The 24365-nt window shown below is 70.0% G+C and carries 22 protein-coding genes and 1 pseudogene; 19 read left to right on the forward strand and 4 right to left on the reverse strand.

Translation table 11 applies throughout. The features are described from left to right. Nucleotides 1–32: 32 nt before the first annotated feature. From ACIO1C_RS25240 to ACIO1C_RS25260, 5 genes are all read left to right on the forward strand, one after another. Complete coding sequence (locus ACIO1C_RS25240; RefSeq protein WP_161307524.1) at nt 33–722, forward strand: GntR family transcriptional regulator; 690 nt, start codon at nt 33–35, stop codon at nt 720–722. 231 nt (nt 723–953) lie between these two features. Beyond that, nucleotides 954–1415 carry a hypothetical protein gene (locus ACIO1C_RS25245; protein ID WP_401867099.1) on the forward strand — a complete coding sequence of 154 codons (462 nt, stop codon included), beginning with the start codon at nt 954–956 and terminating at the stop codon, nt 1413–1415. 315 nt (nt 1416–1730) lie between these two features. After that, the gene (locus ACIO1C_RS25250) at nt 1731–1898 is read left to right on the forward strand and encodes a DUF4328 domain-containing protein (RefSeq protein ID WP_401867101.1); all 168 of its coding nucleotides are present in this window, start codon (nt 1731–1733) and stop codon (nt 1896–1898) included. A 249-nt stretch (nt 1899–2147) separates the two neighbouring features. After that, on the forward strand, nt 2148–2621 hold the full coding sequence (locus tag ACIO1C_RS25255) for a DUF397 domain-containing protein (RefSeq protein WP_401867103.1): 474 nt from the start codon (nt 2148–2150) through the stop codon (nt 2619–2621). 225 nt (nt 2622–2846) lie between these two features. Continuing rightward, nucleotides 2847–3161 (forward strand): hypothetical protein, encoded by a 315-nt coding sequence (locus ACIO1C_RS25260; protein WP_401867105.1) that lies wholly within the window; start codon nt 2847–2849, stop codon nt 3159–3161. A gap of 16 nt (nt 3162–3177) precedes the next feature. Here ACIO1C_RS25260 and ACIO1C_RS25265 read toward each other — a convergent pair. The 3 genes and pseudogenes from ACIO1C_RS25265 to ACIO1C_RS25275 form a co-directional block, all read right to left on the reverse strand. Then, nucleotides 3178–3381, reverse strand: a pseudogene (locus ACIO1C_RS25265) (dihydrofolate reductase family protein); the annotation flags it as partial. Nucleotides 3382–3556: 175 nt separating this feature from the next. Next, nucleotides 3557–3964, reverse strand: coding sequence for a DUF3224 domain-containing protein (locus ACIO1C_RS25270; RefSeq protein ID WP_401867107.1), 408 nt, complete (start codon nt 3962–3964; stop codon nt 3557–3559). A 407-nt stretch (nt 3965–4371) separates the two neighbouring features. Next, on the reverse strand, nt 4372–5349 hold the full coding sequence (locus tag ACIO1C_RS25275; RefSeq protein ID WP_401867109.1) for an aldo/keto reductase: 978 nt from the start codon (nt 5347–5349) through the stop codon (nt 4372–4374). A gap of 381 nt (nt 5350–5730) precedes the next feature. Here ACIO1C_RS25275 and ACIO1C_RS25280 point away from each other — a divergent pair, with 381 nt between their 5' ends. Continuing rightward, nucleotides 5731–6912: an ROK family transcriptional regulator gene (locus ACIO1C_RS25280; RefSeq protein ID WP_161307521.1), complete on the forward strand. Its 1182-nt coding sequence runs from the start codon at nt 5731–5733 to the stop codon at nt 6910–6912. 22 nt (nt 6913–6934) lie between these two features. Here ACIO1C_RS25280 and ACIO1C_RS25285 read toward each other — a convergent pair whose 3' ends face one another. Next, nucleotides 6935–7075, reverse strand: a complete 141-nt coding sequence (locus tag ACIO1C_RS25285; RefSeq protein ID WP_401867111.1) for a hypothetical protein — start codon at nt 7073–7075, stop codon at nt 6935–6937. A gap of 175 nt (nt 7076–7250) precedes the next feature. Here ACIO1C_RS25285 and ACIO1C_RS25290 point away from each other — a divergent pair, with 175 nt between their 5' ends. From ACIO1C_RS25290 to ACIO1C_RS25350, 13 genes are all read left to right on the forward strand, one after another. Next, nucleotides 7251–8783: a sugar ABC transporter ATP-binding protein gene (locus ACIO1C_RS25290; protein ID WP_401867113.1), complete on the forward strand. Its 1533-nt coding sequence runs from the start codon at nt 7251–7253 to the stop codon at nt 8781–8783. Beyond that, nucleotides 8780–9853, forward strand: a complete 1074-nt coding sequence (locus tag ACIO1C_RS25295; protein ID WP_401867115.1) for an ABC transporter permease — start codon at nt 8780–8782, stop codon at nt 9851–9853. The genes ACIO1C_RS25290 and ACIO1C_RS25295 overlap by 4 nt, the downstream gene beginning before the upstream one ends. Nucleotides 9854–9910: 57 nt before the next feature. Then, the gene (locus ACIO1C_RS25300; protein ID WP_401867117.1) at nt 9911–10954 is read left to right on the forward strand and encodes a substrate-binding domain-containing protein; all 1044 of its coding nucleotides are present in this window, start codon (nt 9911–9913) and stop codon (nt 10952–10954) included. Between the two features lie 71 nt (nt 10955–11025). Then, nucleotides 11026–12243 carry a Gfo/Idh/MocA family protein gene (locus ACIO1C_RS25305; protein WP_401867119.1) on the forward strand — a complete coding sequence of 406 codons (1218 nt, stop codon included), beginning with the start codon at nt 11026–11028 and terminating at the stop codon, nt 12241–12243. Between the two features lie 10 nt (nt 12244–12253). Continuing rightward, a complete protein-coding gene (locus tag ACIO1C_RS25310; protein ID WP_161307515.1) occupies nt 12254–13258 on the forward strand; it encodes a sugar phosphate isomerase/epimerase in 1005 nt (334 codons plus the stop codon). A gap of 330 nt (nt 13259–13588) precedes the next feature. Further along, nucleotides 13589–17278 (forward strand): ThuA domain-containing protein, encoded by a 3690-nt coding sequence (locus ACIO1C_RS25315; protein ID WP_401867121.1) that lies wholly within the window; start codon nt 13589–13591, stop codon nt 17276–17278. A 106-nt stretch (nt 17279–17384) separates the two neighbouring features. After that, the gene (locus ACIO1C_RS25320; RefSeq protein WP_401867123.1) at nt 17385–18518 is read left to right on the forward strand and encodes an inositol-3-phosphate synthase; all 1134 of its coding nucleotides are present in this window, start codon (nt 17385–17387) and stop codon (nt 18516–18518) included. Further along, nucleotides 18515–19450 (forward strand): SCO3242 family prenyltransferase, encoded by a 936-nt coding sequence (locus ACIO1C_RS25325; RefSeq protein ID WP_401867125.1) that lies wholly within the window; start codon nt 18515–18517, stop codon nt 19448–19450. The genes ACIO1C_RS25320 and ACIO1C_RS25325 overlap by 4 nt, the downstream gene beginning before the upstream one ends. Beyond that, complete coding sequence (locus ACIO1C_RS25330) at nt 19447–20301, forward strand: sugar phosphate isomerase/epimerase family protein (RefSeq protein ID WP_401867127.1); 855 nt, start codon at nt 19447–19449, stop codon at nt 20299–20301. The genes ACIO1C_RS25325 and ACIO1C_RS25330 overlap by 4 nt, the downstream gene beginning before the upstream one ends. Beyond that, nucleotides 20298–20906: an EboA domain-containing protein gene (locus ACIO1C_RS25335; protein ID WP_401867129.1), complete on the forward strand. Its 609-nt coding sequence runs from the start codon at nt 20298–20300 to the stop codon at nt 20904–20906. The genes ACIO1C_RS25330 and ACIO1C_RS25335 overlap by 4 nt, the downstream gene beginning before the upstream one ends. Further along, entirely contained in the window at nt 20906–21754 is an 849-nt protein-coding gene (locus ACIO1C_RS25340; RefSeq protein WP_401867131.1) for a TatD family hydrolase, read from the forward strand. The genes ACIO1C_RS25335 and ACIO1C_RS25340 overlap by 1 nt, the downstream gene beginning before the upstream one ends. Before the next feature lie 4 nt (nt 21755–21758). Beyond that, nucleotides 21759–22928, forward strand: coding sequence for a metabolite traffic protein EboE (gene eboE, locus ACIO1C_RS25345; RefSeq protein WP_401867133.1), 1170 nt, complete (start codon nt 21759–21761; stop codon nt 22926–22928). Continuing rightward, the gene (locus ACIO1C_RS25350; RefSeq protein WP_401867135.1) at nt 22925–24343 is read left to right on the forward strand and encodes an alkaline phosphatase family protein; all 1419 of its coding nucleotides are present in this window, start codon (nt 22925–22927) and stop codon (nt 24341–24343) included. Before eboE ends, ACIO1C_RS25350 begins: the two co-directional genes overlap by 4 nt. Nucleotides 24344–24365: the final 22 nt, after the last annotated feature.

The following is a 24365-nucleotide window of genomic DNA, read 5'->3' on the forward strand; positions in this document are numbered from 1 at the left end:
ATGTGACTCTGCCGGCCAGGAGGGGGACCGCGATGTTGTCCGCAAGATTGGCGCAGGGAGCCGTGCCCAAGCTCGAGCGACCGGGTCCGCTGCGCGAGCGTGTCTACGGGGCTCTCCTCGAACTCATCACCACGCGCGCGCTCCAACCGGGCCAGCATCTGGTCGAAAGCGAACTCGCAGGTCACCTCGGCGTGTCGCGTCAGCCGGTACGGGAAGCCCTCCAGCGCCTCAACACCGAGGGCTGGGTCGACCTGCGCCCGGCCCAGGGCGCGTTCGTCCACGAGCCGACCGAGGAGGAGGCGGACCAGCTGCTCTCGGTCCGTACGCTCCTGGAGGCGGAGGCCGCCCGGCTCGCGGCCGCCCACTCCGGCAAGGCCGGCATCGCCGCGCTGGAGGCGCTCTGCGCCCAGGGCGAGCAGTCGGTCGCGGACGACGACGTGGACCTGACGGTCGCCACCAACGCCGCGTTTCACGCCAAAGTCATGTCCCTGGCCGGAAACGTCGTCCTGGCCGAACTGGCCGCACAGGTGGACCGCAGGGTCCGGTGGTACTACACCCCGGTGGCCCGCCAGCGCGGCAAGCAGTCCTGGATCGAACACCGCGAACTGATCGCGGCGATCGCGGCCCGCGACGAACAGCGCGCGACGGAAGTCATGAAGGCGCACACGGAACACACCCGCTCGACGTACCACCACCGAGCGGACCAACGGCACGACGCCTGAGACGTACGGCTGGATCGGCTGGATCCCCCACACCTTCCGGCATCCTTACCTTCGCCCTCACCGGAACGAGGACCCGGAGCAGATCGGCGGGCGACAGTGACTTGTGCCTGACAGGGACGCACCTGCCGTCGTGAGCCCGGTTCTTGGGCATGGGACGGCTGAAGCATGCCCCGATGTCGGACCGCCCTCCGAGGAATCCCAAGAACCCGATGGATTGATCCGCATACCGGTATGGATTCATCCACTATCCGGTCGGGCGACTACTGGCCGTGGGAAACCGGCGGAGGCGTAATGACGAAAGTGTTGTTCGACGATTCGACGGGGGAATCGGAGTTGTCCGGAACTCGCTCCGAACTGCTGTCATTGGCTCGAAAGTTGCGGAGCGGCGGCGGAGACACCCTCCTGGTGAAGGTGTCGGATCCATTCCCTTACAGCAGATCGTTGTTGCGTATCGAAGTTCGGCAAGCGAGTGGGAAGGTTATGATCTCTTCTTCCGGAGACGGTGAGTCTCTGGCCGTAGAAGGCGGAATGGAATCCCTTTCTCTCCTTGCCGAGAATATCGAAGGCTTCGCTTTGGAGGCGGATCAGGGCGGCCATCTTCATGTGGACTATTTTCCGGGACATGACTATCTGGCCGGAGAATCAGGATCCCTGGTTGTCGCCATCGACGGCGACGTAGGGCAGGCGTCATGAAGCGGCAGGGTGCAACTGGCCTTGAAGTGCAGTAATCAAGTTTCTATGCATTGTGCGGGCCCGCCGGATCTGTTTTCGGTGGGCCCGCTGGTGTCACTGACGTCAGTGGTTGGCAGCCACGTCAGTGGACGCGGGCGTGGGGCAGTCGCACGATCTCGGGCGGTTGAGGACGCCGGTGGGACTTTCTCGCATTGTCGTTGTCCTGCTTGCTGTGGCGGTCGTGACAGATCTGCTGCGAATGGCCGCGAGCGCCTGGCTGTATCTTCCGGCTTCTCGTCGTCCGGGCGGGAGTGCCATGAGGGGAGCTGAGCTGACGTGACTCGTGCCGACAGCTTCTACGATGTCGCTTTCTCACTGCTGGGCATCGTTGGTGTCCCCCTGGGCGTCGTCTTCATTACCTGGTTCTATCGCGTACGGGTGAACGCTCAGGTTTTCGCTCCGGAGGGACACCGTCTGAGCACCGCTCGGGCCGTCGGAGGTTGATTTCTGCCGCTCTTCAATCTCTGGCGGCCCCGCTCAGGCGTGGTGGGCGGAACGGCAGACTCGCTCGCCGGAAACTTGGCTGTGGAGGTGTGTGCCTGCGCCGTGCGTGTCGTCGCGGGTGTGCTCGCCATCGTCTTCGTCCGGAAGCTGACTGCCCTCCAGAGCAGCAAGTCCGCAAACCGCTTGGCCGCAGCCGAGGTACCGATGCCCACCCTGTGAACAAGAAGGCGGCCCGGCTGCACAGCAGGCATGTGCACAAGAGGCGGCGTTTCCGCTTCTTCGTGGGCGGGCTGCGTTGTGGTGGGTGGAGGGCCTGTCCGAGCGCGGCCCGCGCGAGGCGGCGGAGCCGTCCGGGCCGGCGGGCGTCCTGGGGGGCATGGATTGCCCGGGCTGCGACGTGCGTTCGATACGCGCTTCAAGGCCGTTGGCGGGGCGGGGCGGGGTGGGGTGGTGAGCAGCAGCTGCGTCGAGGTCGCTGATCTGCGTGCTACGCGCGGCCGCGTCGGTGTGCGGGACTCCAAAGACGTGTCCGGGTCGGCCCTGGCTGTCACCCCCGCCGGGTGGACCGCCTTCGTCGTGTTCCGGACGCACTCCGTTCGCGACTGCGGGTTCAGACCGAGAGGTAGCCGGGGGGAGGGTTCCCCGTACCGGTCCGGTGAGGGGCCGCTGTCCTGGCCGGTCTGCGGACCGTCTGTGGTGCGCACGAGAGGTGGGGGGTGGTGACGAGTCGTCTCGGCGTCTGATCGCCGTCTGTGCGGCTTGGTCCGCCAAGGGTTCAGGCAGTCGCCGAGGCCTGGCGGGAGATGCGACACGCTGGCCGGGCCACTACGCATGATGCGTCAGTCGACCAATGTCTCCGTCGAACTGACCGGGTAGGACCCGGACGCCGGGTTGGGGCCGTGCACGGTACCTCGGCGTCTGCGCGGTGCCGCTGGCAGAATCTCCCGGATGATCCAGGAGAAGCTCGACGCGCTCTCGCAGTTGATGGCCGAACACGTGGCCATGCCATTCCCGGCTGGGCTCCGCGGCTTGGACGTTGAGGGCCAGGACATGGTCATGCTTGACGCGGATGCTTACGGTTATGCCTCCCGGGTGGTCAAGGGTCCCCTTGGGGAACCGTCCCGGGGAAACCTGAGGCGCTTGGTGGGGGTGTTCGAGAGGGTTCTCCCGGCGATCAGCGACGAGTACGCGGCCACGTACTACAGGCACGTACGCGAGGTGGCCGTGCTGGCCGGCGAGATCGAAAGCATGCGCCACGAGTAGTTCTCCGACCGCGCGATCATGTGCCAGGGGCCGGACGCGTCACGCGGTGGCGGAGGCGGACGACTTGTGAGCTGAAGGTGCGGGTCTCGATCAGTTCGAGGTCCACTCGGCGCTCGTGCTGGGGGAAGAAGGGGATGCCGCCGCCGACCAGCACCGGGTAGACCCTGGCCCGGTACTCGTCGACCAGACCCAACGCGGCCGCCTCGGCGGCCAGAGTCGCGGCGTCGAAGTCGTCATTCGGCCCGACGATGTAGCCGTCCAGGGAGACGCCCATCGAATAGGTCACGCTGCGCATCAGAAGTCCTCCTCGGGAACAGATCCGGCCAGGTCCACCGGTCCGCTGCCACGGGAGCGTGGAGGAATCCCCGTTCGGTTGATCAAGTTCGGGCCGTGGTTCAGTCGAGCTGGTAGTCGAACCAGATACGGTGCGTGCCGTCAGCGTCAACAGCCATCCCTCCGGCACCGGAGATCCCGGCCAACTCGCGGGTGCCGCTCGAAGGCACGATGGTGAAGAACTCCGCTGTGCGGTCGCTGCCGGATGTTGTCGCTGAGTGCACGAAGTTGAAGGCGCCCTCCCGCCCCTGGAGCGAGCCTTCGAACGACTCCATGGCGACATAGGTGCCGACGCCGGTCGACTGGTCGAAGGCCGCGGTGAAAAGCGTCGCCGAGTGCCCTGCGGCCTCTCCCTCGAAGTGCTTCTCCATCGTCGCGACACCCACCGGCAAGCCGGTGGGCACGGCCGGTTCGGGTTTCAGCTCAGTCGGGACGAACGATTTGACGGTGAATGTTGCCGTAGCTCTCATGCGCCGACCGTACCGAAGGGGTCTGACAATCGCGGTCGGCCTGGGCGTCTTTTCCGGATCATGCTCAGATGGCATCCCACTTGGCTTGCAGCCAGCCGAACTGGGCCTAACACACCAACACGCTCCCGCAGAAGCCCTGTTACCGCAACCACGTCTCCACCCACCCAGATCAGACGCGGGGCACGAGCGCCCGCCGACATGCGGTGATCAGACGCTGCGGGGGGTCAAGGGTGGAACGAAGTGGAATCGGCGTAGCCGACGCGACGCGGGAGCGCCCTTGACGCCCGGCCCGGAACCGCGACACTCGGCCTCAGGGGGTGGCCCCACGGTGATCAGTACAAGGGGTGGTCCGTCCGAGTACCTCTTGGTGTTGACCCGCGCTCGCGCACACCCCCGCCGCCCCGGAATCAGGCGCTCAGGTTTTGCATGTTCGTGTAGCGGTCGCCTGCCGCGGGGGATATGGACGAGAGATTCTTGAGCTGGGTCGGTGTCAGTGTGATCGCGTCCGCCGCCACGTTTTCCTCCACCCGGGTCACCCGCTTGGTGCCGGGGATCGGGGCGATGTCGTTTCCCTGGGCGAGAAGCCAGGCGATTGCCACCTGCGCGGGAGTCGCCCCTACATCGCGCGCGACTTTTTCGACCTCGTCCACAATGCCCAGATTCCGCTTCAGGTTGTCCTCGCTGAATCGCGGATTGTTCGCCCGGAAGTCGTCGCTGTCCATCTGGTCGGTGGAACGGATGGTGCCCGTCAGGAATCCCCGGCCGAGTGGGGAGTAGGCGACAAAGCCTATGCCGAGTTCCCGCAGCAGGGGGAGAATTTCCTTCTCCGGCTCGCGCGACCACAGTGAGTACTCGCTCTGGAGTGCGGTGATCGGGTGGACCGCCTGCGCCCGGCGGATCACGTCCGGAGTGGACTCCGACAGCCCGATGTGCCGGATCTTGCCCTCCGTGACCAGGTCGCTCATGGTGCCGACCACGTCCTCGACCGGGGTGTGCGGGTCCATCCGGTGCTGGTAGTACAGGTCCAGGTGGTCGGTGCCCAGCCTCCTGAGGGAGCCTTCGACGCAGATGCGGATATTCGCCGGTGAACTGTCGAATTGGCGGATGTACTGGCCGTCCGAGCCGTGGGAGAGATAGCCGAACTTCGACGCCAGTACGACCTGGTCACGGCGGCCCGCGACAGCGCGGCCCACCAGTTCCTCGTTCTTGTACGGTCCGTAGACCTCGGCGGTGTCCACCAACGTGACGCCCAAGTCCAGGGCTCGGTGAATGGCCCTGATCGACTCGGCGTCGTCCGTCCCGCCACCCGTATATACACCGGACATGGACATGCAGCCGAGCCCTATCCGGGACACGTCCAGTTCTCCGAGAGAGATGTGCTTCATGTGAGTTCCGTTCACCGCTGCCTGCGCCGCGACCTACGGCCTTCCCTTCCAAGTTAACTCCACTCGGCGAGGCATGAATGTTGCCCTCTGCAATTGTTCGCCGGACCAGGCCGAGGCGTGAAGGTGGCGTGCGGGAGTGCCCGGGGGGCTGGGCCGCCGCCCTCCGCCACGTCGGCAGGCGAGGCCGCCGGCGCCGGCGCCGGGCCCTCCAGCCCGGCCGGCGGCGGGGCGTACGACTCGGCACCGACCTTTGTCCTGGGTGTGGAGAAAGTTGGCGTAGATTCCCGCTCAACTTCTTCCCACTGCGGGCAAGCACTGCTACGTTCCCCTCGAAAGCACGACGGACACAGCCGACATGGCGGGGAGGGGCGCGTGAGACGTATGACCGCACGACCCGCGAACGCGCACCAGGCGCGACTGCTCAGGCTGTTGCGTGACGGTGGGCCCAACTCCCGTGCGCAGCTCGGCGATCAGGTGGATCTCTCCCGATCCAAGCTCGCCGTCGAGGTCGACCGGCTGCTGGAGACCGGGCTTGTTGTCGCCGACGGGCTCGCCGCCTCGCGGGGCGGGCGGCGTTCGCACAACATCCGGCTCGCTCCGGCCCTGCGGTTCCTGGGCGTCGACATCGGCGCCACCTCGATCGATGTGGCCGTCACCAACGCCGAGTTGGAGGTCCTGGGGCATCTCAACCACCCCATGGACGTCCGCGAGGGACCCGTCGCCGTCTTCGAGCAGGTACTCGCCATGGCGGCCAAGCTCAAAGTCTCCGGCCTGGCCGAGGAGTTCGACGGAGCCGGCATCGGGGTGCCGGGGCCCGTCCGCTTCCCCGAGGGGGTGCCCGTCGCGCCGCCGATCATGCCCGGCTGGGACGGCTTCCCGGTACGGGAGGCGCTCAGCCAGGAACTGGGCTGCCCGGTGATGGTCGACAACGACGTGAACCTGATGGCCATGGGAGAGCAACACGCGGGCGTGGCACGCTCCGTGGGCGACTTCCTCTGCATCAAGATCGGTACGGGTATCGGCTGCGGCATCGTGGTCGGCGGCGAGGTCTACCGGGGGACGACCGGTAGCGCCGGCGACATCGGCCACATCCAGGTCGAACCGGACGGCCGGGCCTGCGCCTGCGGCAACAAGGGCTGCCTGGAAGCCCACTTCGGTGGTGCCGCGCTCGCCCGCGACGCCGAGGACGCCGCCCGTACCGGACGCTCGCCCGAACTCGCCGCACGGCTGGGCGCGGCGGGACGGCTCACCGCCGTCGACGTCGCCGCGGCCGCCGCCGCCGGTGATCCCACCGCGCTCGACCTGATCCGTGAGGGCGGAAACAGGCTGGGCCAGGTGATCGCCGGGCTTGTCAGCTTCTTCAACCCGGGGCTCGTGGTGATCGGCGGTGGGGTGACCGGACTCGGTCACACGCTGCTGTCGAGTGTCCGCACCCAGGTCTACCGCCAGTCGCTGCCGCTGGCCACCGGCAATCTCCCCATAGTCCTGGGGGAGTTGGGACCGGTCGCCGGAGTCACCGGCGCGGCCCGGCTCATCAGCGACCACCTGTTCTCGCCGGCCTGACGGGCCGGTAGGCACCACCGTGTCACCCGGCCCGGCAGGCCGGTAAGCACCACCGCGTCACCCGCACCATCTGTACGAGCCGCGTCACCCGTACCACCTGTACGAGCCGCACCACCCGTACGTGCACGAGCCGCACCGCCCGCACCACCAGCACCGTACGCACACCGCACAGGCACACGTACCCGCACACCGCACACGCACACGCCCAGATTCACGCGCACCACACCACCGCGCCGTACGCAAGCGACACCGCACCACGCACCCGTACGCCGGTTCCGCGCTGCCCGCAGCGCACCGCCCTGCCCGCGCAACGGCCGCATTCGCCGAGGGGATACGCCATGGCACCAGCTCCACCGGAAACCGTTCTGCTCACCATGTCCGGCATCACCAAACTGTTCCCCGGTGTCCGGGCCCTCGACGGCGTCGACCTGGAAGTCCAGGCGGGTGAAGTCCACTGCCTGCTCGGCCAGAACGGCGCGGGCAAGTCCACGCTCATCAAGGTCCTCGCCGGGGCCCACCAGCCCGACGGCGGTGTGATCACCTGGCAGGGCGAGGCCGTCACCCTCAAGTCACCCATCGCCGCCATGCGGCTCGGCATCGCGACCATCTACCAGGAACTCGACCTGGTCGAGGGCCTGTCGGTCGCCGAGAACATCTTCCTCGGGCACGAGCCGACCACCGCCGGCTTTGTTGTCAAGGGCCGCGAGGCCAGGACCCGGGCGACCGCGCTGCTCAAGCGGCTCGGGCACCCGGAGATCCAGGCGCACCGGCCCGTCGGCTCGCTCTCCGCCGCCCAGCAGCAGATCGTCTCGATGGCCCGCGCCCTCTCCCACGAGGTACGGCTCATCGTGATGGACGAGCCGTCGGCGGCGCTCGACCCCGACGAGGTCAACAACCTCTTCCGGATCGTCTCCACCCTCACCGCCGACGGTGTGGCCGTCGTCTACATCTCCCACCGGCTGGAGGAGATCCGCCGGATCGGGGACCGCGTCACGGTCATCAAGGACGGCAGGACCGTCGCCGTCGGCCTCCCCGCGAAGGAGACACCGACGCGCGAGGTGGTGGCGCTGATGACGGGCCGTAACGTCGAGTACGTCTTCCCCGAGCGCCCCGCCGCGGTCGACGCGCCGAGCGGTGAACCCGTCCTGCGGGTCGAAGGGCTGGCCAGGGCAGGGGAGTTCGCCCCCGTCGACCTCGAACTGAGGCCCGGTGAGATCGTCGGCCTCGCGGGGCTCGTCGGCTCCGGGCGCTCCGAGATCCTGGAGACGATCTACGGCGCCCGCAAACCCACCGCCGGGCGTGTGCTGGTCAACGGTGTCGCGCTGCGGCCCGGCAGTGTGCGTGCCGCGGTCCGCGCCGGACTCGGGCTCGCGCCCGAAGAGCGCAAGGCCCAGGGCCTCTTGATGCTGGAGTCCGTCACCCGCAACGTGTCGGTCTCCTCCCTCTCCCGCTTCTCGCGGGCCGGCTGGCTCGACCACGCGGCGGAACGCACCGCGGCCAGGGAGGCCGTCAGGGAACTCTCCCTGCGTCCTGACAACCCCGAGGTGCCCATCCGTACCCTCTCCGGAGGAAACCAGCAGAAGGCGGTCCTCGCCCGCTGGTTGCTCCGCGGCTGCCGGGTCCTGCTCCTGGACGAACCGACCCGCGGGGTCGACGTCGGCGCGCGCGCCGAGCTCTACGCCGTGATCCGGCGGCTGGCCGACAACGGCCTGGCCGTTCTGCTCGTCTCCAGTGAGGTCCCCGAAGTCCTGGGCCTCGCCGACCGGGTGCTGGTGCTCCGCGAAGGGCAGGTCGTCCACCGGGCGCCGGCCCAGGAGCTCGACGAGCACCGTGTACTCGATCTCGTGATGGAAGGGAGCCCGACGCCATGAAACAGCCCGCCTCCGAGGCGCGGCAGGGCGGGCCGGATGCCGCGGCCGCCTCGCAACCGCCCTCGTCCGTGACCTCCGCCGACACCATCAAGGACCAGGAGCCGAAGGGAAACCGGCCCTCGTTGGGGCTGCGGCTCGACGTCCGCAGCCTCTCGCTGCTCGGTGTGCTCCTGGCGCTGGTCGTCGTCGGTGGTATCACCAAGCCGGACCAGTTCCTGGACACCAACAACCTCCAGCTGATCCTCACCCAGGCGTCGATCATCGGTGTGGTCACCGTCGGCATGACGTTCGTGATCACCAGCGGCGGCATCGACCTCTCGGTCGGCGCGATCGTGGCCCTCGCCTCGGTGTGGGCGACCACCCTCGCCACCCAGGAGTTCGGCTTCGTCGGCATCCTCTTCACCGCGATGGTGGTGGGGCTCGCCTGCGGCCTGGTGAACGGACTGCTCATCGCGTACGGCGGGATGGTGCCGTTCATCGCGACCCTCGCGATGCTCGCCTCCGCCCGCGGTCTCGCCCTCCAGATCACCGAAGGCAAGACGCAGATCGTCACCGTGAACTCCGTGCTCGACCTCGGTATCCCCGACTCGTACGTCCTGGGGATCCCGCCGCTCGTCCTGGTCTTCGCGGCGGTCACGATCGTCGGCTGGCTCGTGCTGAACCGTACGACCTTCGGCCGGCGCACCGTCGCCGTCGGCGGCAACGCCGAGGCCGCGCGCCTGGCGGGCATCGACGTCCGCCGTCAGCGGCTCTACCTCTACCTGCTCTCCGGGCTCTGCTGCGGTATCGCGGCCTTCCTGCTGATCATCCTGGCGGGCTCCGGACAGAACACCAACGGAAACCTGTACGAGCTGGACGCCATCGCCGCGGCGATCATCGGCGGCACCCTGCTCAGCGGCGGCCGCGGCACCATCGTCGGCTCCGTCCTCGGTGTTCTGGTCTTCACCACGATCACCAACATCTTCGCCCTGAACAACCTCCAGAGCGATGTCCAGCAGATCGCCAAGGGCGCCATCATCGTCGCCGCCGTACTGGTCCAGCGCCGTACCTTGCGCAACGGCGAGTCCTGACTTTTGGTCTCGTCACCGCTCCCGAACGTCCCGCACCGTCCGAAGGGTTGAACCGCCATGCCAGAAACCAGCCGTAGAGGACTGCTCTTCGGCACCGCAGCGATCTCCGCGGGTGCCCTCCTCACCGCCTGCACCAGCAACGAGCCCGACAAGAAGGAAACGGCCGCGACGAACAACCAGCCGGCCGCCGCGGACGACAAGCCCGGCAAGCCGGTCACCATCGGCTTCGCCGGCCCCCAGGCCGACCACGGCTGGCTCGCCGCGATCAACACCAACGCCAAGTCGCGTGCCGAGAAGTACTCCGAGGTGACGCTCGACATCACCGAGGGCTCCAACGACACCGCGGCCCAGATCGGCCAGGTCGAGACGCTGATCAACAAAAAGGTCGACGTCCTGGTGATCCTGCCGACCGACGGCAAGGCGCTCACCCAGGTCGGTCTCAAGGCGATGCGCGCCGGCATCCCGGTCATCAACCTCGACCGGATCTTCGCCAGCCCGCAGGCGTACCGCTGCTACATCGGCGGCGACAACTACGGCATGGGCGTCAGCGCCGGGAACTACATCGGCGAGAAGCTCAAGGGCAAGTCGAACGCCAAGGTCATCGAGCTGGCCGGGATCGACGCCCTGGAGCTGACGCAGCAGCGCAGCCAGGGCTTCAAGGACGCCCTCAAGAACTACCCGAACATCAAGCTCGTCGCCCGCCAGGCGGCCGACTTCACCGTCGAGTCCGGCCAGGCCAAGATGGCGCAGCTGCTCCAGGCGCAGTCCAGCTTCGACGCCCTGTGGAACCACGACGACGACCAGGGCGTGGGCGCGCTGCGCGCCATCCAGCAGGCGGGCCGCAAGGACTTCCTGATGGTCGGCGGCGCCGGTGCCAAGTCGGCGATGGACGCGATCAAGGCCGACAACAGCGTCGTCAAGGCGACCGTGCTCTACCCGCCCACCATGGCGGCCTCGGCCATCGACCTGGCGCGCGCGCTGGGCCAGGCCAAGGGCATCGGCGGACTGGCGGAGCTGGAGATCCCGGCGTCCGTGACCCTCTTCTCGGCCGTGGTCGACAAGACGAACGTCGACCAGTACCTGCCGACGGGCTTCAGCTGACCGGGCCCGGGGCCGGGCCCGCCCCGGCCTTAGGCCGCCCCCACCAGCGAAAGAGACGAGGAGTACTCCGTATGACCCCCAGGGAAGCGTCGGAGAAGGAGGCCGGCGCACCGCCGGTGCTCGGTATCGGCATGGTCGGGTACGCGTTCATGGGCGCCGCCCACTCGCAGGGGTGGCGTACCGCGGGACATGTGTTCGACCTGCCGCTGCGGCCCGCGCTCGCCGCGATCTGCGGCCGGGACGCGAGCTCCGTGGAGGCCGCCGCGCGCAAGCACGGCTGGGCCGCCACCGAGACCGACTGGCGTGCGCTCATCGCACGCGACGACGTGCAGGTGGTCGACATCTGCACTCCCGGGGACAGTCACGCGGAGATCGCCATCGCCGCGCTGGAGGCGGGGAAGCACGTCCTGTGCGAGAAGCCGCTGGCCAATTCGGTGGCCGAGGCGGAGGCCATGGTGCGCGCCGCGGAAGCGGCGCGTGAGCGGGGCCAGTTGGCCATGGTCGGCTTCAACTATCGCCGGGTGCCGGCCATCGCGTACGCCCGGACGCTGATCGCCGAGGGCCGGCTCGGCACGCTGCGGCACGTCCGGGTCACCTACCTCCAGGACTGGCTCGTCGACCCGGCGTTCCCGCTGACCTGGCGGCTCAAGCGTGAGCACGCCGGGTCCGGGGCGCTGGGCGACCTGGGGGCGCACATCGTCGACCTCGCGCAGTTCCTGACGGGGGAGCCACTGGTGGGGGTGTCGGCGCTGGCCGAGACCTTCGTGAAGGAACGGCCGCTGCTCTCCGGGGCGTCGGCCGGCCTCTCGGCCACCGGCGGCGGCGAGACGGGTCCGGTGACCGTGGACGACGCGGCGCTGTTCACCGGACGGCTCGCCTCGGGGGCGCTGGCGTCCTTCGAGGCGACCCGGATGGCGGCGGGGCGCAAGAACGCGCTCCACCTGGAGATCAACGGTGAGCTGGGCTCGCTCGCCTTCGACCTGGAGCGGCTCAACGAGCTGTCGTTCCACGACCACACCGAGCCCGCGGTCTCGTCCGGCTTCCGCCGGATCCTGGTCACCGAGTCCGAGCACCCGTACCTGGAGGCGTGGTGGCCGCCGGGCCACGCGCTCGGCTACGAGCACACGTTCGTGCACCAGGCCCGCGACCTGGTCGAGGCGGTGGCCACCGGGAAGGATCCGGCGCCGTCCTTCGCCGACGGACTCCAGGTGCAGCGGGTGCTCGCCGCGGTCGAGGACAGTGCCGCCAAGAACGCCGTCTACACCCCCGTACCGCAGCAGCACGCCTAGGAGGTAGCGCATGCCACGTCCGTTCACTCTCTTCACCGGCCAGTGGGCCGATCTGCCCCTGGAGGAAGTCTGCCGCCTCGCCCGGGACTTCGGGTACGACGGCCTGGAACTCGCCTGCTGGGGTGACCACTTCGAGGTCGACAAGGCACTCGCCGACCCGGGCTACCTGGCCGGGCGCCACCAGCTGCTCGACAAGTACGGGCTCAAGTGCTGGGCGATCTCGAACCACTTGGTGAGCCAGGCGGTCTGCGACAGCATCATCGACGAGCGCCACCAGGGCATCCTGCCGTCCCGCATCTGGGGCGACGGGGAGCCCGAGGGCGTCAGGCAGCGCGCCGCCGCCGAGATCAAGGACACCGCGCGGGCCGCGGCCGCGTTCGGGGTCAACACGGTCATCGGCTTCACGGGATCGTCCATCTGGCACCTGCTGGCGATGTTCCCGCCGGTGCCGCCCGCCATGATCGAGCGGGGGTACGAGGACTTCGCGGAGCGCTGGAACCCGATCCTCGACGTCTTCGACGCGGAGGGCGTGCGGTACGCCCACGAGGTGCACCCGGGTGAGATCGCGTACGACTACTGGACCACGCACCGCGCGCTGGAGGCCGTCGGCCACCGGCCCGCGTTCGGGCTGAACTTCGACCCGAGCCATTTCGTCTGGCAGGACCTGGACCCGGTCGGGTTCCTCTACGACTTCCGCGACCGGATCTACCACGTCGACTGCAAGGAGGCGCGCAAGCGCCTCGACGGCCGCAACGGCCGGCTCGGCTCGCACCTGCCCTGGGGCGACCCGCGGCGCGGCTGGGACTTCGTGTCGGCCGGCCACGGTGACGTGCCGTGGGAGGACGTCTTCCGGATGCTGGGGTCGATCTCGTACGAGGGCCCCATCTCGGTCGAGTGGGAGGACGCGGGCATGGACCGGCTGGCCGGCGCGCCCGAGGCCCTCAGGGACCTCAAGCGGTTCGACTTCGACCTGCCGACGGCGTCCTTCGACGCGGCCTTCGGCGGCGGCGAGTAGCAGACGGTTCCGTACTCTCCTCAATCGCCGGGCGGGCCCGGTTCGGCCCGCCCGGCGATTGAGGCTGAGCCATGCCCGATTCCCGCTTTGTCCTGGGGCTGGAAAAAGTAGAACTTCACCTCTGCGCAAGGCCTTTCCGTTCGGGACGAACCCCGCTACCGTCCACTGAGGTGTACAGGACAGCGAGCTTCCGGTGTGACGGCGCACACCGGGGAAGAAGCCGGTGTCCCGGGGACCGGTGCAGGACGAGCACCGACCCCGCGAAGCGGACGACAAGCTCCGCGTCCCTTCAACTCGCAGGTACGAACAGCCCACTTGTGGAGGACTTTCGTGCACAGAAAACGCCCCAGAGCCAGATCCCTCCTCGCCCTCCTGACCGGCGCCCTGCTCGCCGGTTCGAGCCTCAGCGCCGTACCAGCGACCGCCCACGAGCCGGAGCCGCCGGCGGCGGCGGAGAGCTTTCAGCAGGTGACGCTCGCCAAGGGCGCCGCCGAGGTGGGCGAGCCGATGTCGCTCGCCGTCCTGCCGGACCGGCGGGTGCTCCACACCTCGCGTGACGGCACCCTGCGCATCACCGACGCCGAGGGCAACACCACAGTCTCCGGCTCGCTGGAGGTCTACAACCACGACGAGGAAGGCCTCCAAGGCGTCGGCGTGGACCCCGACTTCGCGGAGAACCGGGCCATCTACCTGTTCTACGCGCCCAAGCTCAACACCCCGGCCGGCGACGCCCCCGAGAACGGCACCGCCGCCGACTTCGCCCCCTTCGACGGGTACAACCGCCTCTCCCGCTTCACGCTGAACGCGGACGGCACCCTCGACAAGGCGAGCGAGAAGAAGGTCCTCGACGTCTCCACCTCGCGCGGCACCTGCTGCCACGTCGGCGGTGACATCGCCTTCGACGCCGACGGGAACCTCTACCTGTCGACCGGCGACGACACCAACCCGTTCGCCTCCGACGGCTACACCCCGATCGACGAACGGACCGACCGCAACCCGGCGTTCGACGCCCAGCGCAGCTCCGGCAACACCAACGACCTCCGCGGCAAGGTGCTGCGCATCAAGGTCGCCGAGGACGGCTCGTACACGGTCCCGGAGGGCAACCTCTTCGCCCCCGGTACGGAGAAGACGCGGCCCGAGATCTACGCGATGGGGTTCCGCAACCCGTTCCGCATCAACGTCGACCAGAAGACCGGCATCGTCTACGTCGGTGACTACGGCCCCGACGCCGGCGCCGCCTCCCCGACCCGCGGCCCGGCCGGACAGGTCGAATTCGCCCGGGTGACCAAGGCCGGGAACTTCGGCTGGCCGTACTGCACCGGCGACAACGACCCGTTCATCGACTACGACTTCGCGACGAAGGTCTCCGGCGCCGCCTTCGACTGCGCCGCGCCGAAGAACACCTCGCCGCACAACACCGGGCTGACCGACCTGCCGCCGGCCGAGGCCGCCTGGCTGCCCTACGACGGCGGCAGCGTCCCCGAGCTGGGCTCCGGTTCCGAGTCCCCGATGGGCGGTCCCGTCTACCGGTACGACGCCGACCTGGACTCCCCGGTGAAGTTCCCCGAGTCCTACGACGGCGACTTCTTCGCCGGTGAGTTCGGCCGCCAGTGGATCAAGCGGATCGAGCAGGACGAGAACGGCACCATCGGCTCGATCAACCCCTTCCCCTGGACCGGCACCCAGGTCATGGACATGGAGTTCGGCCCCGACGGCGCCCTCTACGTCCTCGACTACGGCCTCTCCTGGTTCGGCGGCGACGAACACTCCGCCGTCTACCGCATCGAGAACATCACCGGCGGACGCTCGCCGGTCGCCGTGGCCACCGCGAACAAGACCTCCGGCAAGGCCCCGCTGAAGGCGGCCTTCTCCTCCGCGGGCACCGAGGACGCGGACGGCGATCCGCTCACCTACGCCTGGGACTTCGGCGACGGCGGCACCTCGACCGACGCCAACCCCGCGTACACGTACAAGAAGAACGGCACCTACACCGCGACCCTCACCGTCTCGGACGGCACGGGACGCCACGGCAGCGCGTCCGTACGCGTGGTCGTCGGCAACACCGCGCCGAAGGTGACGCTCGAACTGCCCGCCGAGGGAACGCTCTTCAACTTCGGTGACAAGCTGCCCTTCAAGGTCACGGTCACCGATCCCGAGGACGGTCCCATCGACTGCGCCAAGGTGACGATCCGTTACATCCTCGGCCACGACAACCACGGCCACCCGATCACCTCGGCCAGCGGCTGCGAAGGCACCATCACCGCGCCCGCCGACGCCGAACACGACCCCAACGCCAACATCTTCGGGGTCATCGACGCCGAGTACACCGACGGCGGCGCCGGCGGCCAGGAAGCGCTCACCAGCCACGACCAGGCGCAGCTCCAGCCCCGTCACCGGCAGGCCGAGCACTACAACGGCTCGTCCGGCATCAAGACGTACGACAAGGCCAGCGCCAACGGCGGCAAGACCGTCGGCGACATCGACAATGACGACTGGATCTCCTTCAAGCCGTACCACCTGGCCGGGTCCAAGACCCTGACGGCCCGGGTCTCCTCCGGCGGCGCCGGCGGATACCTCGAAGTACGGACCGGCTCGGCCACCGGCAACCTGCTGGGCTCCGCGCCCATCCCGGTCACCGGCAGCTGGGACGTCTTCCAGGACATCGACGTCCCCCTGAGGTCCGTCCCCGCCAAGACCACGGAACTGTTCCTGGTCTTCAAGGGCGCCACCGGCCAGGGCGCGCTCTTCGACCTGGACGACTTCCAGATCAGCACCGCCGTGCCCGGCAAGACCGAGAAGCGGGTCCTGGTCTTCTCCAGGACCGCGGGCTTCCGCCACGACTCGATCCCGGAGGGGGTCGCCGCGCTCAAGGAGCTGGGCAAGACCACCGGCATCACGGTCGACTCCACCGAGACACCGGGGCAGTTCACCACCAACAACCTGGCCCGGTACGACGCGGTCGTCTTCCTCTCCACCACCGGTGACGTCCTCAACGCCGACCAGCAGAAGGCGTTCGAGAACTACGTCGCCACCGGCGGCGGGTACATGGGCGTCCACGCCGCGGCCGACACCGAGTACGACTGGTCCTTCTACGGAGGGCTGGTGGGCGCCTACTTCGAGGGCCACCCCCAGATCCAGTCGGCCACGGTGCGCGTCGAGGACAAGGCCCACCCGGCCACCGCCCACCTCGACAACGAGTGGCAGCGCACCGACGAGTGGTACAACTACCGCACCAACCCCCGGACCCAGGCCAAGGTCCTCGCCACCCTGGACGAGACCACCTACCAGGGCGGCACCATGAAGGGCGACCACCCGATCGCCTGGTGCCAGACGTACGAGGGCGGCCGGGCGTTCTACACCGGCGGCGGCCACACCAAGGAGTCCTACGCGGACGCGCCGTTCCGCCAGCACCTGCTGGGCGGACTGCGCTACGCCGCCGGCCAGGTCAAGGCCGACTGCAAGCCGGACAAGGACTACCGGGCCATCTTCAACGGCAAGACCCTCGCCGGCTGGAAGCAGGGCGGCCTCGGCAAGTTCAACGTCGTCAACGGCGAGCTGCGCTCCGAGGGCGGCATGGGCCTGCTGACGTACCAGGCCAAGGAGCTCAAGTCCTACTCGCTCAAGCTCGACTGGAAGCTTGACGGGGACGACAACTCCGGGGTGTTCGTGGGCTTCCCGGCCTCCGACGACCCCTGGTCGGCGGTGAACAACGGGTACGAGGTGCAGATCGACGCCACCGACGCCCCGGACCGCACCACCGGCTCCGTCTACACCTTCAAGTCGGCCAACATCAAGGCCAGGGACCAGGTTCTGCGCCCGCCCGGGCAGTGGAACTCCTACGAGATCCGCGTGCAGGGTGAACGTCTCCAGATCTTCCTGAACGGCGTGAAGATCAACGACTTCACCAACACCGACCCGGCACGCAGCCTGAAGGACGGCTACATCGGTCTCCAGAACCACGGGGCCGACGACCAGGCGTCCTTCCGCAACATCCAGCTCAAGGAACTGCCCACCCCCTAGGGGCCGGACCGTTCCGCAGGGCTGGACCGTCGAGCCGGCGGCGGGCGGGGAGGCGCCGTACCCCCCGCCCGCCGTCCACCACCACACCACCGGCAGGAGGCATCCCGTGACGACGAACCGTACAGAGTCGACCGCACCGCGCACCGGAGTCTGGTTCGTCGGAGCGCGAGGCTCCGTCGCCACGACCGCCGTCGCGGGATGCGCCGCGGTCACCGCGGGACTGCACCCCGCGACGGGCATGGTCACCGAGACCCCGCCCTTCGCGGGGGCAGGACTGCCCCCCCTTTCCTCCCTCGTCTTCGGCGGACACGACACGGCCAGCTGCCCGCTGCCCAAGCGCGCCGAGGCACTCACCGCGGCGGGCGTGCTCCCGCACGGCCTGCCCTCCGCGATCCACGCCGAACTCACCGCCGCCGACGCGGAGATCCGCTCCGGCGGCCCGCACCCCGGCGACACCCGCACGGACGACGAGATCATCGCCGCCTTCGCCGCGGACATCACCGCCTTCGCCCAACGCACCGGCGTGGCAAGGACGGTGGTGGTCAACGTGTCCTCCACCGAGGCCGCCCCCTCGCCCGACGACCCCCGCCTGCCGGTCAGTTCGCTCTACGCGGCGGCGGCGGTCCGGGCCGGCTGCGGCTATGTGAACTTCACCCCGTCCACCGGACTCCGTACCCCCGCCCTCACCGCCGCCGCCGCGGTCGCCGGACTTCCCCACGCCGGCCGCGACGGCAAAACGGGCCAGACGCTGCTCCGTTCCGTACTCGCCCCCATGTTCGTCCAGCGCGCCCTGACGGTACGGGCCTGGTCCGGTACGAACCTCCTGGGCGGCGGGGACGGGGCGGCGCTGGCCGACCCGGCCGCCGCGGCGGCCAAGAACGCGGGCAAGGAACGCGTCCTCGCCGACACCCTCGGGACGGCCCCCGAGGGCGAGGTCCACATCGACGACGTCCCCGCGCTCGGCGACTGGAAGACGGCCTGGGACCACATCGCGTTCGACGGGTTCCTCGGCTCCCGCATGATCCTCCAGACGATCTGGCAGGGCTGCGACTCGGCGCTCGCCGCGCCGCTGGTCCTGGACCTGGCCCGGCTGGTGGCCCGCGCCCACGAGACCGGTCTGACGGGGCCGCTCCCCGAGCTCGGCTTCTACTTCAAGGACCCGGACGGCGGGCCCGCCGCCCTGGCCGAGCAGTTCACGGAGCTGCTCTCCTTCGCCGACCGGCTGAAGGAGACCGCGTGAAGGTGCGCGCCTGGGCCGAACTGCTGCGGGTGTCGGCCCTGTTCACGGTCCCGGGCGACGCCCTCGCGGGCGCGGCGGCGCTCGGTGTGCGCCCGGGGCGCGGCACCGCGCTGGCGGTGGGCGCCTCGCTCTGCCTGTACGAGGCGGGCATGGCGCTCAACGACTGGGCGGACCGCGAGGAGGACGCCCGGGACCGGCCGCACCGGCCGATCCCCTCGGGGCGGATCTCGCCCCGGGCGGCCCTCGCCGCGGCGGGCGCCCTGACGGCGGCGGGCCTTGCCCTGGCGTCCCGCGCGGGGCGGCCGGCCCTGGCGGTGTCCTCGGCCCTGGCGGCGACGGTCTGGGCGTACGACCTGAAACTGAAACACACGATCGCGGGACCTGCGGCGATGGGCGCGGCGCGCGCCCTCGACCTGGTCCTGGGCGCGGTGGCGACGGTGCCCGTGGCGGGGCCGTCGTTGCGCGCCGCGCTTCCTCCGGCGGCGATCCTCGGGGCGCACACCGCGGCGGTCACGACGGTGTCGCGGCGGGAGGCGGAGGGTGGCTCTTCGGCGGCGCCGCTGGCCGCGCTGGCGGCGACGGTCGCGCTGGGCGCGGTGACCGCGAGGCGTTCGTGGCCGACGAGAGGTCCTCAATCGCCGGACGGACTGAACGCTTTGTCCTCAATCGCCGGACGGGCTGAAAACGCCCCCCGCCTCGTCACCGCCGCGCTTGCCGCGGCCTACGTCGCCACCGCCGCCAAACCCCTCGCTCACGCCGTGCTCAACCCCTCCCCGCCCCTCACCCAGCGTGCCGTCGGCGGGGGGATCCGGGCCATGATCCCGTTGCAGGGCGCGCTCGCCGCGCGCGGTGGGGCCGTCGGGGTGGGGCTCGGCGTCATGGGGCTCGTCCCGATCGCCCGCGCACTCGCCCGGAAGGTGAGCCCCACATGACCCTCCGCCTCGGATACGGCTCCAACGGGCTCACCGACCTGCGTCTCGACGACGCCCTCGGGCTCCTCGCCGACCTCGGGTACGACGGCCTCGGCCTGACCCTCGACCACATGCACCTCGACCCCCTCGCCCCCGACCTCGCCGCCCGCACCCGGCGGGTCGCCCGGCGCCTGGACGAGCTGGGGCTCGGGGTCACCGTCGAGACCGGGGCGCGGTACGTCCTGGACGCCCGCCGCAAGCACGGGCCCTCCCTCCTCGACCCGGACCCCGAGGGCCGCAAGGCCCGTACGGCACTGCTGGTCACCGCCGTCCAGGTCGCCGCCGACCTCGGCGCCCACGCCGCCCACTGCTTCAGCGGCATCGTCCCCGAGGGCACGGCCACCGACATCGCCTGGGACCGCCTCGAAGAGGCGCTCACCCCCGTCCTGGCCGCCGCCGACAGCGCCGGGATCCCGCTCGCCTTCGAGCCCGAGCCCGGCCACCTCGTCGCCGACCTGGACGGGTTCCACCAGCTCAGACACCGCCTCGGCGACCCCGCGCCCCTCGGCCTGACCCTCGACATCGGCCACTGCCAGTGCCTGGAGGCCGCGTCGCCCGCCGAGTGCGTCCGCGCCGCCGCGCCGTGGTTGCGGCACGTCCAGATCGAGGACATGCGGCGCGGGGTGCACGAACACCTCCCCTTCGGCGACGGCGAGATCGACTTCCCGCCCGTGCTCGACGCCCTCGACGCCACCGGTTACCAGGGCCTGACCGTGGTCGAGCTGCCCCGCCACTCCCACGCGGGGCCCGAGATGGCCCGTACCTCGATCGACTTCCTCCGCGCGGTCCTGACGAACGGGGTACCGGCATGACACAGATCCGCGACCAGCTCACCCCCCGCCTCGACGCGACCGCCCGGGCGTGGCTCGACGCGTCACTCGCCCTCGCGGAAGAGGCCGCCGGTACAGACAGCGCCGACAACGTTGCCGTCGCCCCCTGGGAGCTGCGCTTCGCCGCCGCCGGACGCCACTGCGGCCAGGACCACGCCGACTCCGTACGCGTCCTGCTCCTGCACACCGCCCGCGCGGACCTCGCCACCCTCACCCGCCTCTACCACCAGGGAAACGCCGCCGAACGCCGCGCCGTCCTGCTCGCCCTGCCCGAGCGCGTCGAAGGGCCCGCCGCCCTCCCGCTCACCGAGGACGCCCTGCGGACCAACGACACCCGGCTCGTCGCCGCGGCCGTCGGACCGTACGCCACCGCGCACCTCGACCCCCACGCCTGGCGGCACGCCATCCTCAAGTGCCTCTTCACCGGCGTCCCCCTCGCCGCCGTCGACGGCCTCGCCCGACGCGCCCGGGGGGACGCCGAACTCGCCCGGATGCTCGCCGACTTCGCGGCCGAACGCACCGCCGCCGGCCGCTCCGTGCCCGCCGACCTGCCCCACGCGCTGCACCTGACCGGCGAGGAGTCCTGATGCGTATCTTCGACCCCCACATCCACATGACCTCCCGCACGACGGACGACTACGAGGCGATGTACGCCTCCGGGGTACGCGCCCTGGTCGAGCCCTCCTTCTGGCTCGGCCAGCCCCGTACCTCACCCACCAGCTTCTTCGACTACTTCGACGCCCTTCTCGGCTGGGAGCCGTTCCGCGCCGCCCAGTACGGCATCGCCCACCACTGCACCCTCGCCCTCAACCCCAAAGAGGCCAACGACCCGCGCTGCACGCCCGTCCTCGACCAGCTGCCGCGCTACCTCGTCAAGGACGGAGTGGTCGCCGTCGGCGAGATCGGCTACGACTCCATGACCCCGGCCGAGGACCACGCCCTGGCCGCCCAGTTGCAGCTCGCCGCCGACCACGGACTGCCCGCGCTCGTCCACACCCCCCACCGCGACAAGCTCGCGGGACTGCGCCGCACCATCGACGCCGTCCGTGAGTCCGCCCTCGCCCCGGACCGCGTCCTGCTCGACCACCTCAACGAGACGACGTTCAAAGAGGCGGCGCAGAGCGGGAGTTGGCTCGGGTTCTCCATCTACCCCGACACCAAGATGGACGAGGACCGCATGGTCGCCGTCCTCAAGGCCCACGGCACCGAGAAGGTCCTCGTCAACTCCGCCGCCGACTGGGGCAAGAGCGACCCACTCAAGACCCGCAAGGTCGCCGACGCGATGCTCGCCGCCGGGTTCACCGAGGACGACGTGGACCAGGTCCTGTGGCGCAACCCCGTCGCCTTCTACGGCCTCAGCGGCCGGCTCCAGCTCGACGTACCGGCCCCGGAAGCCCTGCACGAGGGCAACTCCATCCTCCGCGGCGGGGAGTGAGGCCATGCGCTTCCGCCACCCCGACGGCTCCACCGTCCACCTCTCCTACTGCACCAACGTCCACCCCGCCGAACACCTCGACGGCGTCCTCGCCCAACTGCGAGACCACTGCGAGCCGGTACGGAAACTGCTCGGCCGGGACCGCCTCGGCATCGGCCTCTGGCTCGCCAAGGACGCCGCCCGCGCGCTGATCACCGACCCGGCCCAACTGCGCGGCCTGCGCGCCGAACTGGACCGGCGCGGCCTGGAGGTCGTCACCCTCAACGGCTTCCCGTACGAGGGGTTCGGCGCCGAAGAGGTCAAGTACCGGGTCTACAAGCCCGACTGGGCGGACCCCGAGCGGCTCGCCCACACCAGCGACCTGGCCAGGCTGCTTGCCGCCCTCCTTCCCGACGACGTCACGGAAGGCTCGGTCTCCACCCTCCCGCTCGCCTGGCGCACCAGCTTCGACGAGGCCGCGGCCCGCACCGCGCACACCGCGCTGACCACTCTCGCGGAGCGCCTCGACGCCCTGGAGGAGATGACCGGGAAATCCATCAGGATCGCCCTGGAGCCGGAACCGGGCTGCACCGTCGAGACCACCGCCGACGCGATCCGCCCGCTCAGCGAGATCGCCAGCCACCGCATCGGCATCTGCGTCGACACCTGCCACCTCGCCACGTCCTTCGAGGACCCGGCCACCGCGCTGGACGCGCTGGAAGCCGCCCACATCCCCATCCCCAAGGCCCAGCTCTCCGCCGCCCTGCACGCCGAACACCCCCACCTGCCCGAGGTGCGCGAAGCCCTCGGCGCGTTCGCCGAGCCCCGCTTCCTCCACCAGACCCGCACCCGCACCGCCACCGGCCTGCACGGCACCGACGACCTCGCCGAGGCACTCGCGGGGGACGCCCTGCCCGACGGAGCACCCTGGCGCTCCCACTTCCACGTCCCCCTGCACGCCCCGCCGGCCCCGCCACTCACCTCCACCCTCCACGTCCTCCAGGACACCCTCACCCGGCTCGTCGGCGGCGCGGAGCCGCGGACCCGCCACCTGGAGGTCGAGACCTACACCTGGCAGGCGCTCCCGCCGGAGCTGCGCCCCCGCTCGCGCGGCCGGCTCGCCGTCGGAATCGCGGCCGAACTCACCCTGGCCCGCGACCTGCTGGTCGACCTCGGCCTCAAGGAGCTGCCATGACCGAGAGCGTGACACCCACCACCCCCGGCCCCGCCCCCGACGCGCCCACCCCGCTGCTCGTCCTGGACGTCGTCGGCCTCACCCCGCAACTCCTGCGCCACATGCCGAACTTGACGAAACTCGCCGCGGCCGGTGCCCAGGCCCCGCTCACCACGGTCCTGCCCGCGGTCACCTGTAGCGCGCAGTCCACCTTCCTCACCGGCACCCTCCCCTCCGAGCACGGCATCGTCGCCAACGGCTGGTACTTCCGCGAGCTGGGCGACGTCCTGCTCTGGCGCCAGCACAACGGCCTCGTCGCCGGCGACAAGCTGTGGGACGCGGCCCGCCGCGCCCACCCCGGCTACACCGTCGCCAATATCTGCTGGTGGTACGCGATGGGCGCGGACACCGACTTCACCGTCACGCCCCGGCCCGTCTACTACGCCGACGGCCGCAAGGAGCCCGACTGCTACACCCGCCCGCCGGCGCTCCACGACGAACTCACCGAAGAACTCGGCACGTTCCCCCTCTTCCACTTCTGGGGCCCCGGCGCCGACCTGGTCTCCTCCCAGTGGATCATCGACGCCACCCGGCACATCATCCGCACCCGCCGCCCCGACCTCGCCCTGTGCTACCTCCCGCACCTGGACTACGACCTCCAGCGGTTCGGCCCCGACGACCCCCGCTCGCACCAGGCCGCCGCCGAACTCGACGCCGCCATGGCCCCGTTGCTCGCGGACGCGGCGGCCGAGGGCCGCACGGTCGTCGCCCTGTCCGAGTACGGCATCACCAAGGTCTCCCGGCCGGTCGACATCAACCGCGCGCTGCGCCGGGCCGGGCTGCTGGAGGTCCACACCCAGGACGGCATGGAGTACCTCGACCCGATGACCTCCCGGGCCTTCGCCGTCGCCGACCACCAGATCGCGCACATCTACGTGCGCCGCCCCGAGGACCTCGACGCCACCCGCGAGGCCCTCCGGGATCTCGCGGGCATCGACGAGATCCTGGACGACGAGGGGAAGAAGAGCCACGGCCTGGACCACTCGCGCTCCGGTGAACTGGTCGCGATCGCCGAACCGGACGCGTGGTTCACGTACTACTACTGGCTGGACGACGACCGGGCGCCCGACTTCGCGCAGCTCGTGGAGATCCACCGCAAGCCGGGCTACGACCCCGTCGAGCTGTTCATGGACCCGCTCGATCCGTACGTACGGCTCAAGGCGGCCAAGGCCATCGCCCGCAAGAAGCTGGGCATGCGCTACCGCCTCGCGGTTGTCCCCCTGGACCCCTCGCCCATCCGCGGCAGCCACGGGCGGCTCCCGGACAGCGACGAGGAGGGACCGCTCGTCCTGTGCTCCACCCCCCGATCTCTCGGCGACCGCGTGGCGGCCACCGAGGTGAAGTCCCTGCTCCTCCACCTTGCCGGACTGAACTGACCGCACAGCACGGAGAATCAGA

This window comes from Streptomyces sp. NPDC087420 (assembly GCF_044744165.1).
GTDB lineage: Bacteria > Actinomycetota > Actinomycetes > Streptomycetales > Streptomycetaceae > Streptomyces.

Excerpts from the sequence above, each read along its gene's own strand:
- ACIO1C_RS25310 (WP_161307515.1), top strand. The coding sequence starts at position 12,254 with ATGCCACGTCCGTTCACTCTCTTCACCGGCCAGTGGGCCGATCTGCCC.
- ACIO1C_RS25270 (WP_401867107.1), bottom strand. The coding sequence starts at position 3,964 with ATGAGAGCTACGGCAACATTCACCGTCAAATCGTTCGTCCCGACTGAG.
- ACIO1C_RS25240 (WP_161307524.1), top strand. The coding sequence starts at position 33 with ATGTTGTCCGCAAGATTGGCGCAGGGAGCCGTGCCCAAGCTCGAGCGA.
- ACIO1C_RS25255 (WP_401867103.1), top strand. The coding sequence starts at position 2,148 with ATGTGCACAAGAGGCGGCGTTTCCGCTTCTTCGTGGGCGGGCTGCGTT.
- eboE (WP_401867133.1), top strand. The coding sequence starts at position 21,759 with ATGCGCTTCCGCCACCCCGACGGCTCCACCGTCCACCTCTCCTACTGC.
- ACIO1C_RS25295 (WP_401867115.1), top strand. The coding sequence starts at position 8,780 with ATGAAACAGCCCGCCTCCGAGGCGCGGCAGGGCGGGCCGGATGCCGCG.
- ACIO1C_RS25335 (WP_401867129.1), top strand. The coding sequence starts at position 20,298 with ATGACACAGATCCGCGACCAGCTCACCCCCCGCCTCGACGCGACCGCC.
- ACIO1C_RS25280 (WP_161307521.1), top strand. The coding sequence starts at position 5,731 with ATGACCGCACGACCCGCGAACGCGCACCAGGCGCGACTGCTCAGGCTG.
- ACIO1C_RS25330 (WP_401867127.1), top strand. The coding sequence starts at position 19,447 with ATGACCCTCCGCCTCGGATACGGCTCCAACGGGCTCACCGACCTGCGT.
- ACIO1C_RS25340 (WP_401867131.1), top strand. The coding sequence starts at position 20,906 with ATGCGTATCTTCGACCCCCACATCCACATGACCTCCCGCACGACGGAC.
- ACIO1C_RS25245 (WP_401867099.1), top strand. The coding sequence starts at position 954 with ATGGATTCATCCACTATCCGGTCGGGCGACTACTGGCCGTGGGAAACC.
- ACIO1C_RS25300 (WP_401867117.1), top strand. The coding sequence starts at position 9,911 with ATGCCAGAAACCAGCCGTAGAGGACTGCTCTTCGGCACCGCAGCGATC.
- ACIO1C_RS25290 (WP_401867113.1), top strand. The coding sequence starts at position 7,251 with ATGGCACCAGCTCCACCGGAAACCGTTCTGCTCACCATGTCCGGCATC.
- ACIO1C_RS25350 (WP_401867135.1), top strand. The coding sequence starts at position 22,925 with ATGACCGAGAGCGTGACACCCACCACCCCCGGCCCCGCCCCCGACGCG.
- ACIO1C_RS25305 (WP_401867119.1), top strand. The coding sequence starts at position 11,026 with ATGACCCCCAGGGAAGCGTCGGAGAAGGAGGCCGGCGCACCGCCGGTG.
- ACIO1C_RS25260 (WP_401867105.1), top strand. The coding sequence starts at position 2,847 with ATGATCCAGGAGAAGCTCGACGCGCTCTCGCAGTTGATGGCCGAACAC.
- ACIO1C_RS25275 (WP_401867109.1), bottom strand. The coding sequence starts at position 5,349 with ATGAAGCACATCTCTCTCGGAGAACTGGACGTGTCCCGGATAGGGCTC.